Consider the following 11,023-nt stretch of genomic DNA (forward strand, 5'->3'; position numbering starts at 1 on the left):
TGCATGTACGCGTGACGCTGCAGGTAGAGGCCGTTCTGCAGACGCAGCGGACGGAACTCCTCTTCGCTCAATTCGCCCGACAGCCGGCGCCGAACCTGGTCGCGATACTGCGCGACGCGTTCGTCAATGATGGTCTGGTCGTACTGATCGTATTGGTACATTCGGGGACCCCAGTTTTCGTTACACGCAGCGCTCCGGCGGCCGGCATTCCGGTGGCCGGCATTCCGGCGGCCGGCGCTCCGGTTGCGCTGCGAGGGATTGATCGGGCCATGGCGCACGGTCGTATGAAGCGCCGATGGTGCGTCATGGCGGCGAGAGTCAGTCCTGAACTGAGGTTTGGAAAACCCGCCCATCGACATCCGTCAATCGCAGCGTACGTGCGCTGGCGACCGACCCCGCATGAACGGCTGGAGCCGGAAGCGTGATCATCGAAGCAGCACCCATTGCCGCTCGCAGACCGAACGGTCCGGGGCCAAACTTGTTGTAAGCGTAGTCGTTCGCGAACGAAGTCTTCGACATCTTCGAAAGCGCTTCCGTATCCCACTGTGCCACCGGCGCCCCGCTCGCATCGAGCAGTGCAGCCTCAACAACGTGGACGGGAGCTTCAGGTGTTCCCGCATCAAGCGTGACGTGAAAACGCACACTGCCGTCGGGAAGAACGACTGCCTCGGTCAGCGTCAGGTGATGCGCGGTCGGACTAACCGGGCCTCCATGAAACGGCGTCACCACGGAGCCACGGTAGTAGCTGTATGTGCCCACGTTGAACACGACCACAAAGGCCAGTACGGCGAGCGCCAGATTACGGAAGCCGAGGTCGGAAACTGGCAATGCCCTTGAGCCCGATGCCCAGCGGAACCAACTGCTATCCGCCCGCTGAGGCTTTTTGCGCAGCAGAACGTTATCCAGCGACCATGCCCCACTCCCCCCCAGCATCAAGGTCGCTCCCATGGCAAGGTTGCAGGCCGCCATGGTCCATTCATCAATGCAGGTAGCGCCTTGCCAGCCGAACATCAGCATGAGGACGACGGAAAACCCCATGGAGGTCACCGCGGCCGCACGCGTGAACAGTCCAAGCATCAGCATGAGCCCAACGATCAGCTCGGCAGCGCTAAACAGAATAACGCCGGCGTAAAGCACGTAAAAGTGATGCAGCATGAAGCTGATCACATGCCCCATGCCGAAGAGCGCGCCCGGCATCGCAGTCTGGAACTTGTTGGCCATCCAGTGGGCAGCATGCGGGTTGAGCTTACCCGGTGCATAGATGAAGCGTCGCGATCCGCCGCCCCAGTAGATGAACCCCTGGATGACCCGGACCGACATCAGGGAAATGGCGGAAATACGCCATGCGCGCTGCTCAGCATCGCTCGCTACGCGTCCGCGGCCCGCTGCCGGGTATGCAATCGTACTCATGGAAGAACCTCGGAAATGGATGGTCATGTTCGTCGTCTGACTGAAAATTCGCGACCCATTCGAGGCATTGCTGCGGATCGGCCAGTCATGGATGTGCAGCGTATAGAAGGCGGACTGACCGGAAAAATACCTTAATCGCATTGGCGCCATACGTTTTTGGTATTCGCCGAATCTAAAATAAATTTCATCTTCAAGCGGCCAGTGGTCGTATATCAGCGAGGCATGGCAGAGATATAACTATTGTATTTTTCTGAAGCGACTGACCTCCCTACACTGCATCCATGCCTTCGAATGACCAGCCGGTCTCGAAGGTCTGAACAACTAACCCAGTGTAAGGAGTTGCAATGAACAAGTATCTCTCTACCGCTACCGCGGCATTCACGATCGCTACTTCTGTGTTTTGCGTGACGGCTCATGCTGACCAATTGCTAGCCAGTGCGGCTTCAAGGCAAACTGTGCAATCACAGCAGGTAACGGGTTTAGCACATCAAACGGTGCAGCCGCACGGTCTCACTCGCAAGCAGGTCTACGACGAACTGGTCAGGGCAGAAAAGGACGGTTCGCTTGCGCGTATCAACGCACTCTACGAGGGCAGTTGAACCGTTGCCGGCCGCCATGCGGCGAGGCCGGCACGCGGATCAACTGCGCGCCGGCTTCCTTTAATCGCACCGTCCCCCGATACCAGCCAGGACCTGTTTGAGCCATGAGCAATCTGAATCTGCAAACCGTCACTACCGTGCGTCACTGGACGGATACTCTCTTCAGCTTTACCTGCACACGCGATCCAGCGTTTCGCTTCGAAAACGGGCAGTTCACGATGGTCGGACTCGAAGTGGACGGCAAACCGCTGCTGCGTGCGTACAGCATCGCAAGTGCGAACTATGACGAAGAACTGGAATTCTTCAGCATCAAGGTTCCCGACGGTCCGCTCACCTCGCGACTGCAGCATCTGAACACCGGAGATACGCTGCTCATTGGCCGCAAACCCACCGGCACACTTATCGTCGACAATCTGTTGCCTGGTCGTGTGCTGTGGTTACTGTCCACCGGAACGGGACTCGCACCCTTCATGAGTGTGATTCGTGACCCCTCTGTGTACGAGCGTTTCGATCGGATCGTGGTGACGCATACCTGTCGGCACGTTCGCGAACTCGCCTATCGGGACTACATCACCGAGTTGCTTCCCCAACACGAAATCCTCGGTGAGAGTGTGCGCGAAAAACTCATCTATTACCCGACGGTCACGCGCGAGCCTTTTGCCAACGCCGGACGCATCACCAATCTGATCGAGACCGGCAAGCTCTTCACGGACACTGGATTGCCGTCATTTTCCACTGAGCGTGATCGCATCATGCTGTGCGGCAGTACTGCGATGCTGCGCGACACGCGCGCGCTACTCGACGCAAGGGGCTTTGAGGAGGGCGGCCAATCGGTGCCCGGACATTACGTTGTGGAGCGCGCCTTCGTATCGTAACGCGCCCGGTTCACATCGTTCACCTCCCCGTGCAACACCACCAACAGGACACTCATCATGCGCAGAATCAAAACACTTATGGCCGCAACGCTGGTTGCCGTCGCGTCAGTTTCGGCCCACGCAGCGCCGTCAGAACCCGCCGGGTTCTGGACCACACCTACCATCCAGGGTTACGGCAATATCCACTATCTCCCAGACAGTGCATTCAAGCCTCAACCGGGCCACGCATACAAGGTCGTGTTCGCCCTGACTCAGGACGCTAAAGACCCAGGCAAGGTGAACCCGGCGCTGGATCGGGTGGCACGAACGGTCAACCTTTATGTGGCCTCGGGCGTGCCGTTGGCAAAGCTGAAGTTCGTTGCCGTTGCATATGGTGCAGCAACGGCGCTCGTACTCGACGATGCTCACTATCAAGCCGCGTACGGCGTGCCCAATCCCAATCTTCCCCTGATCGCCGAACTGAAGAAGGCTGGCGTGACCGTCGCCGTCTGCGGACAGGCGGTGGCCGAGCATCATTTCGGGTACGACTGGGTGGACGCGAATGTGACTCTTGCCCTCTCGGGTTTGACTACCGTCACGACCCTCGAACAGCAGGGCTATGCGCTGATGCCTCTGTAACCCATTTGCGCCGGGTGTGCTGCTTTTCGGTGGCACCGCGGACTGACATCACCTGGAGTCAAGCTCATGATCCATCAAACTACAAAAGCTGCGATTGCCTGTCTCGTCTGCACATTCAGTGCATTGGCCATCTCTATGGCGCACGCTCAATCTGCGGACGCCACCCAGTCTTCGAATCAAGGTGTCTATCCACCTTGGCAGCACGGCGCAAACAACGACGCGACAGAACGCGGCCTGTCCTTCACCGAACCCGACGCCGACAACCTGGCCGACTTTCATGGCGACCCCATTCGTCCGGAGCTCTCGCTGTACGTTGGCGGCAACTACTTCTTTGCGATGGCGCCGCTGGTGCACGCCTTCGAAGCCCGTTATCCGCAGTACAAAGGCCACATTTACTGGGAAACAATTCCGCCTGGCCTGCTGGTGAAGCAGATGGAAAACGGCGGAACCGTGACGGTCGGCAACATGACGTGGACCGTCCCGCCCGACGTCTACCTGGCAGGACTAAAGGCCGTGCAAAAGCAGATTGACGCAGGTAGTCTGCAAGGACCCGCCGTACCCTATGCAACCAACACACTCACGATCATGGTGCCGCAAGGCAATCCGGCGCACATCACCGGACTCGCCGATCTGGGCAAGCCAGACATCAAGCTGGCCATGCCGAATCCGGAATTCGAAGGCATTGCGCAGCAGATCAAGGCTTCGCTTGAACATGCCGGTGGCGACGAGTTACTGAACGAAGTTTATGGCGCCAAGGTTGCCGATGGTTCAACCGTGCTGACGCACATTCATCACCGGCAGACGCCGCTGTGGATCATGCAGGGCAAGGCACAGGCGGGTGTTACGTGGCAATCTGAAGCGATGTTCCAGGAGCAGGCCGGCCATCCCATCGGTCATGTGGACATTCCAGCGGCCGACAACACAACCGCTATCTATGCGGGCGCCGTAGCGAAGAACGCACCGCACGCCGCCGCAGCGCAGCGCTGGCTGAATTTCATCCGGTCGCCAGAAGGACTTGCGATCTTCGAACAGTATGGATTCAAGCCCTATGAGGCAAGCAGCGGCTAACTTGAGACAGTGGAAGCAGCGCTCGTGTCCAGGGAACGCAAGGTCAACGATGAATCAGAACCGGTAGTCGAGTTTCATCGTCGCTGCCTGCGCCGAGCCATGATTCATGTTGATCAGCGCATCGTAGCCGAGCGACACCGCGAGCGATTTCGTCGGCTGCAGGCTCACGCTGACACCCGTTGTCAGGTAGCTGCGCGGCAAGCCTGTTCCCTGCGCGGCGAACAGCGTGCCATCCTGCGCGGCAACCGTTACAGCACGGGTCGTATCCAGCAGTTCGTGCGCGTAACCAAGCCGCAGTTGTACGTTCACCGGTTTCAGCGCGCTGCCAAACGCCTTCTCTAGTGTCACCTCCGCATAAGGCTGAAGGCTATGGACATTGTCGGTGCCGACAGACAGGTCCTGTCCATTTGCGCCGCTCTCGTCAAACGCGTTACCGTGGAAGTACGCGTAACGCAACCCGACACGCGGCGTCAGCACGACACTGCCCAGTGTAAGTGGCAGGCTGGCCTGTCCCGCTGCAGCGAACTCCTGCCCCATGTGATCGCCTTCGGCCGTGCCGATCGGGCCGAACGGCCGCTTCTGCGTAAGGAAGTCGAGGCCGTAACCCGTGGTCGCCGACACGTCTACCGGACCGAACCAGCGGCTGCCGTACAGCGCGAGGCGCAGCGTATCGGTCGTCGCAGAATCACCGGTGCCCTGTTCGTCGACATCAGCATGCGTGTAGCCAGCGGCGATCCCTAGCGTGGAATCGCCCACCCGCCGGTCGTGCCCAACCAGGAAACCATACTGGTGAGCCTCGAAGCCAGGGTCGCCGTTTGTGCCTCCCACCTTTGTCTGTGCGCCGGTTGCGTTAATCCACGTGTCAGCGCTGCTACCCGTCGCACCAGGCGCTCCGCTGAGCCGGTCGAGCAGCGCCGCGTTCACGGCCTGCGTATCTAGCGAGACCGTCGACCCAAGCGCCGCATAAATGCTGGTATCGACCGGTGCAATCACCGTGGGGGTGGTCGAAGGTGGCGACGTGGGCGGAGTGGTCGGCGGAGTGACGGGTGGAGTCACCGGTGGAGTCGCGGGCGGAGTGACGGGTGGAGTCACCGGCGGAGTCACGGGCGGAGCGGCGGTCAATACGAGATCGACATCGTTCGTGCCGTAGCTAATCGCCTGTTGCAATGAACCGAGATTCGCGCCGGCGGAGACCGTCTTACTCACGCTGGTGAACTGCCCGTTGACCCCACCCGTTGCTGTCAGTAAGGTGTACTGCTTAGCCGTATAGGTGCCTGGGTCGTACACAATCGCGAGGCCACCATTCAGCGCCGCCGTTCCACCAACATTCAGTTGCGAGCCCGCAGTCGGGCTCACTTCGATGACGAGGCTCGCGCTCGCCGCCTGAGTGTAGTTACCATTGACCGACAACGTGCCAATCGTGCCACCGGGCATCACCGCGCCGTTGTTCGTCACGTTGCCACTAATCGAGCCGTGGCCGCGCAGCGTGCCGGGAGCGTCGACCAGCACGTCTCCACCCAGCGCCGCGCCCGGCGTGTTGATATCACCGACTTCGAGGGTGCCCGTCGCAACTTCGGTAATTCCTGAAAACGCGGTGCTGTTGCCGTTGAGCACTAGCGCGCCGGTGCCCTCCTGCTCGATCCGGCCGGCACCCGACACTGCATCCGCGTAGGTCACCGTATCGGGGCGATTGAAGATGAGCAAGCCGTTGTCCACGGTCGCGCCAACCAGATCGCCCGTGGCGGCGCCTTGTCCGATTGTCAACGTGCCGCCAGGCAGCACCACCGGATTCGTGAGCGATCCGAGCAGGAGCTGAGAGCCGCCGCTCAACACCTGCGAACCGCTGACCGTCGCGCCGCTCGACACCGTCTGAGTACCGCCGCTGGATACGACCGTGCCGCTCGCCGTCGCGCCCGACTGGACGTTTTGCGTGCCGCCGTTACCGACGACAGTGCCGGAAGTGAATCCGCCGGAAACGACTGTCTGCGTGCCGCCCGAATTGACTAGCGTGCCGCTCGCCATCCCGCCCGACGATACGGTCTGGATACCGCCGCCGCTGACGACAGTGCCGGAAGTAACGCCGCCAGAAGCGACTGTCTGCGTGCCACCCGAATTGACCAGTGTGCCACTCGCCATCCCGCCCGACGATACATTCTGGATACCGCCGCTGCTGACGACCGTGCCGGAAGTAACTCCGCCGGAATCGACTGTCTGCGTGCCGCCCGAATCGACCAGCGTGCCGCTCGCCGCCCCGCCCGAAGATACGGTCTGGACGCCGCCGCTGCTGACGAACGTGCCGCTCGCCACGCCACCCGACTGAACCGACTGCGAGCCACCGCTGTCAACCGTGGTGCCAGTCGTGGCACCGCCCGCAGAGACCGACTGCTGGCCGCCGCTTGCGACCACCGCGCCGCTCGCCGTGCCACCCGAGAGGATGTTCTGTTGGCCACCACTACCGACCGATGTCCCTTGAGCCGCGCCGCCCGACGAAACGATTTCCTGGCCGCCGTTGCTGACAATCGTGCCGCTTGTGACACCACCTGCCAGAACGGTCGCCGAGCCGCCGCTGCTGACGATCGTGCCTGACGCCGCACCGCCCGAAGACACAACCTGCCTGCCGCCATTGCTCAACGTCGTGCCCGTGGCCGACCCGCCGGACGAGAGCGTTTGCTGCCCGCCGCTACTGACTATCGTCCCCGACGCCGCGCCGCCCGCAGACACAGTCTGCGTACCGCTATTGCTCAATGTCGTGCCCGTGGCCGACCCGCCGGACGAGAGCGTTTGCTGGCCGCCACTACTGACGATCGTCCCTGTCGCCGAGGCGCCCGCAGACACAGTCTGGGTACCGCCGCTACTCAATGTCGTACCCGACGCCGAGCCGCCGGACAAAAGCGTTTGCTGGCCGCCACTACTGACGACCGTACCGATGGTCGTGCCACCCGACACAATTTCGAAGCCGCTACTTACCGTCGTGCCGCTGGCGACGCCCCCGGTCAGAACGATACTGCTACCTCCGGATCTCACGATCGTATTGGACGACAACCCGCCCGACGACACCGTTTGACTGCCACGGCTGCCGACCAGCGTGTCGTTCGCCGTGTCGCCGGCCAGAACGGTCAGCTGGCCGCCGTTCTCGACCAGCACGTTCTGCGCGACGCCGCTCGAAATAGTGAACGCGCCCGATGTGTTGCTGCCGCTCACCGTCGCCGACGTGTTGGTCACAAGCGCCGCGCCCGCGGATTGCGTAACGTTGGTTGCGGTGCCACCGCCGGAAACTTGCAGCACGGCGCCGCTTCCGACGCTGATGGTTGTCGCACGTCCGCCCGACGATACGACTGCCAGACCGCCACTGGTGACCGTCGTGAGCGTCGCTGAACCTCCCGACAAAATGGTCGCGGTGCCTCGACTACGGACATGGGTGGCCGAAGCGCTACCGCCGGAGGAAACGGTTAGCACGCCGCCGTCTTCCAGCAGCACGTTGCTGGCAACCCGGCCCGAGATCGAAAACGTACCTGAAACGTTGGTGCCGCTCACCGTCGCCGACGTATTCGTGACCAGCGCCCCGCCTGATAGCTGCGTGACCGCCGTCGCCGTCGCGCCTGATGAAACACTCAGCGTGCCGCCGCTGCTGACCGTCGTGCTGGTTGCGCTCGCACCCGTTGAAATGTTCATCGCGCCCGAACTGCTGATCGTGGTGCTGGTTGCAGTGCCACCCGTCGCAATGGTCGCGGTGCCCCGGCTACCGACATGAGTGGCGGATGCAGTGCCGCCGGACGAAACCGTCAGCGCGCCGCCGTCTTCCAGCACCACGTTGCTGGCGACGCCGCCGGTGATCGAAAACGCACCCGAAGCGTTGGTGCCGCTCACCGTCGCCGATGTGTTCGTAATCAGCGCGCCGCCTGATACCTGCGTGACCGCCGTAGCCGTCGCACCCGATGACACATTCAATGTGCCGCCACTGCTGAGCGTCGTACTGGTTGCAGCGCCGCCCGCCACGATGGTTGCGGCACCCCGGCTGCCGATATGGGTGGCGGACGCGCTGCCGCCGGAGGAAACCGTGAGCACGCCACCGTTTTCCAGCACCACGTTGCTGGCGACGCCGCCGGAGATCGAAAACGCACCCGAGGCGTTGGTACCGGTTACCGTCGCTGATGTGTTCGCGTTCAACGCTGCGCCAGCGGATTGCGTGACCGCGCTGGCGCTACCGCCTGCACTGACCGTCAACGTACCGCCCGATACGACTGACGTGCTGCTCGCGATACCGCCTGACAAAACACCCTGCGTACCGCCACTGGTCACACTCGTCATGCTCGTGTGGCCGCCGGAAGAAACGGTCTGCGTACCGCTCGAACCCACCGTCGCACCGCTTGCGATACCGCCCGACGAAACGGTCTGTACGCCACCCGAGCCGATGGTTGCGAGCACATCCTGTCCAAGCACGGTCTCGATCCCGCCCGCAGATAACTTTGTCGCACTCGCGACGCCGCCGGAAGAGACGCTGAAGGTGCCGCCCGAGAGGGTCGTAGCCGACGCGCTGCCGCCGGACTGAACGATCACCGCGCCCCCACCGACGACGTGGGTTGTGTTGATCGAACCGCCTGCGGCGACGGTCTGACTGCCACCAGAACTGACCGTTGCCGACGTCTCCGTGCCCGACACCGATTCCTTGCCACCCGAGTGGATCGTCGTCAGGCTGGCTTGACCGCCTGCCGCCACCGTGAGACTGCCCCCGGCGCTCACCGTCGTGCTGGTGGCCGAACCGCCCGACAGGACCGTCACGAGGCCAGGTTTCACCAAGGCGCCACTGGCGCTACCACCGGATGACACCACGAGGGTGGCGGTGCTACCGCTCAACACCGTGCCGCTCGCCGCACCACCCGCGGAAACGATCTCGCTGCCGCCGCTCTGGAGCGTCGTGCTGCTTGTGACGCCGCCCGCCCCCACACTCTGCTGGCCACCAGACACAACGATGTCGCCAGCGGTTGTGCCGAGCACTTGCTCGCCCGCACTCACGGTCGCACCCGTTTCGGTCGTGCCCCCGCTCACGACGGTCTGTGCGCCCACATACTGTGCTATCCACGGCTGGATCGACAACGCCGCCAGCAACACTCTGATCAAGTGAGAACAACGACGATAGCGCCGGCCGAACGTGCGGACGCCAAACCAGCGGCGCCAGGTCAATCGTTTCATCTGCTTCCCCGAGTTTGCGTGGAGCTTTGTGCTCTTTTCTTTTCGCTTCTTTTTCTTGCTTATTGTTTTTCTGCTTGATGCCTTTGAGGCTTCTTATCGATTGCTACTACGCTGCCGGTTTTACGCTGCAAGGGCCGGCGACGCGGTGAAGCCCGGTATCCGCCGGATCGTCTCCATCACCTGTTCCGCGGTAATCAATCGCGTACATTCGAACTGCCGCGGCGTGCCGGCATGACGCGGACACCACAGGAAATCCTTGTGGTCGAACTGCACCCGCACGTCGTTCCAGCAACTGTTGCAGGTGTGGTAATTGATCACCCGGTAAGGCGTGGCGAATTCGTTGACCGGATGCGTAAAGCCGCTAACCATCACCACCGGCGTTTCCATGGCCCATGCCAGCCATGAAAGTCCGCTGCTCAGTCCCACGAAGAATTCCGCGTGCTTTAGCCAGCGTGCGCGCTCCACGAGCGGCGTGTCACCGGTCTGATCTTCGGAGCCGTACGGAATGTGATTCCAGACAAGGCCGCTGCCGTGCGTCGCCTTCTGGTCGATGCAGATCACCCGGTAGCCGTGTTCTTTCAGGAATCGTACGACTGCTTGCCAGCCGCCCGGATGGTTCCAGTATTTGGACTGCGTGGTGCTCTGCGACGCAATGCACACATACTTCTCTTCGATCGGCCGGCTATCGTCCGCCAGAGCCACGTGCGGACGCGCCTCGTCCGGGTCCACTCCGAGAATGTATCCGGCCGTGCGGTGCAGCCCCACCAGCCGGAAATCGCACGGCTGATAGGTGTTCGCCTCATCGTTAAAGAAGAGACCGATGTTGTAGGTCGCGTAGTATTTCGACGGCTCCGCCTGTCCTGATGTCACAAACGTAATCGACGGGTAGGTGTCGCGAAAGAGCGGAATCAGCGCTTCACCCATCACGCACGTCAGCCGGCACTGGTGGTGGCGCTCGAATTTGACCGCGTAGGGAAACCAGGCAATCGTGTCGCCAAGCGTTCCCGTCGGGAAATGAACCAGCACCTCCTGGCCGCTCAGGTCCAGCCGATGACGAAGCACTTCCCTGCCCTGCGAGCTGATAGTGAATTCGAACGGCACGAAATATTTCTTGCTACTGGCAACGCCGCCCGCCGCAAGCTTCGTTTCGAACAGCGTGTTTCCTGTTCCCGTGTCACGGATGCACACTTGCCAGTCACCTTCGCCTTCGGGAAGCGTGATCCGGCAGCCGTCGTTGAAGTCGTAGCGGATGCCGGCCGGCCC

At 61.9% G+C, this 11,023-nt stretch carries 7 protein-coding genes; 4 read left to right on the forward strand and 3 right to left on the reverse strand.

Annotated elements, in window-relative coordinates; genetic code table 11:
• Positions 1 to 318: 318 nt before the first annotated feature.
• Positions 319 to 1,410: a TQO small subunit DoxD gene (locus tag WCA85_RS10965; protein ID WP_424063743.1), complete on the reverse strand. Its 1,092-nt coding sequence runs from the start codon at positions 1,408 to 1,410 to the stop codon at positions 319 to 321.
• A 344-nt stretch (positions 1,411 to 1,754) separates the two neighbouring features.
• Between WCA85_RS10965 and WCA85_RS10970 the strand changes: the two genes are divergently transcribed.
• From WCA85_RS10970 to WCA85_RS10985, 4 genes are all read left to right on the forward strand, one after another.
• Positions 1,755 to 2,009 (forward strand): DUF4148 domain-containing protein, encoded by a 255-nt coding sequence (locus tag WCA85_RS10970; protein ID WP_424063745.1) that lies wholly within the window; start codon positions 1,755 to 1,757, stop codon positions 2,007 to 2,009.
• Between the two features lie 104 nt (positions 2,010 to 2,113).
• The gene (locus WCA85_RS10975; RefSeq protein WP_424063747.1) at positions 2,114 to 2,884 is read left to right on the forward strand and encodes a ferredoxin--NADP reductase; all 771 of its coding nucleotides are present in this window, start codon (positions 2,114 to 2,116) and stop codon (positions 2,882 to 2,884) included.
• Between the two features lie 57 nt (positions 2,885 to 2,941).
• Positions 2,942 to 3,502 (forward strand): DsrE family protein, encoded by a 561-nt coding sequence (locus WCA85_RS10980; protein WP_424063749.1) that lies wholly within the window; start codon positions 2,942 to 2,944, stop codon positions 3,500 to 3,502.
• A gap of 66 nt (positions 3,503 to 3,568) precedes the next feature.
• Positions 3,569 to 4,570, forward strand: a complete 1,002-nt coding sequence (locus WCA85_RS10985; protein WP_424063750.1) for a substrate-binding domain-containing protein — start codon at positions 3,569 to 3,571, stop codon at positions 4,568 to 4,570.
• 54 nt (positions 4,571 to 4,624) lie between these two features.
• Here the strand turns inward: WCA85_RS10985 and WCA85_RS10990 are convergent, their stop codons facing one another.
• Positions 4,625 to 9,760, reverse strand: coding sequence for an AIDA repeat-containing protein (locus tag WCA85_RS10990; protein ID WP_424063752.1), 5,136 nt, complete (start codon positions 9,758 to 9,760; stop codon positions 4,625 to 4,627).
• Between the two features lie 120 nt (positions 9,761 to 9,880).
• Positions 9,881 to 11,023, reverse strand: a 1,143-nt coding sequence (locus WCA85_RS10995; RefSeq protein ID WP_424063754.1) for an autotransporter strand-loop-strand O-heptosyltransferase, incomplete at its 5' end; no start/stop codon positions are given.

The organism is Paraburkholderia sp., from assembly GCF_049581445.1.
GTDB lineage: Bacteria > Pseudomonadota > Gammaproteobacteria > Burkholderiales > Burkholderiaceae > Paraburkholderia.

Excerpts from the sequence above, each read along its gene's own strand:
- WCA85_RS10990 (WP_424063752.1), bottom strand. The coding sequence starts at position 9,760 with ATGAAACGATTGACCTGGCGCCGCTGGTTTGGCGTCCGCACGTTCGGC.
- WCA85_RS10985 (WP_424063750.1), top strand. The coding sequence starts at position 3,569 with ATGATCCATCAAACTACAAAAGCTGCGATTGCCTGTCTCGTCTGCACA.
- WCA85_RS10975 (WP_424063747.1), top strand. The coding sequence starts at position 2,114 with ATGAGCAATCTGAATCTGCAAACCGTCACTACCGTGCGTCACTGGACG.
- WCA85_RS10965 (WP_424063743.1), bottom strand. The coding sequence starts at position 1,410 with ATGAGTACGATTGCATACCCGGCAGCGGGCCGCGGACGCGTAGCGAGC.
- WCA85_RS10970 (WP_424063745.1), top strand. The coding sequence starts at position 1,755 with ATGAACAAGTATCTCTCTACCGCTACCGCGGCATTCACGATCGCTACT.
- WCA85_RS10980 (WP_424063749.1), top strand. The coding sequence starts at position 2,942 with ATGCGCAGAATCAAAACACTTATGGCCGCAACGCTGGTTGCCGTCGCG.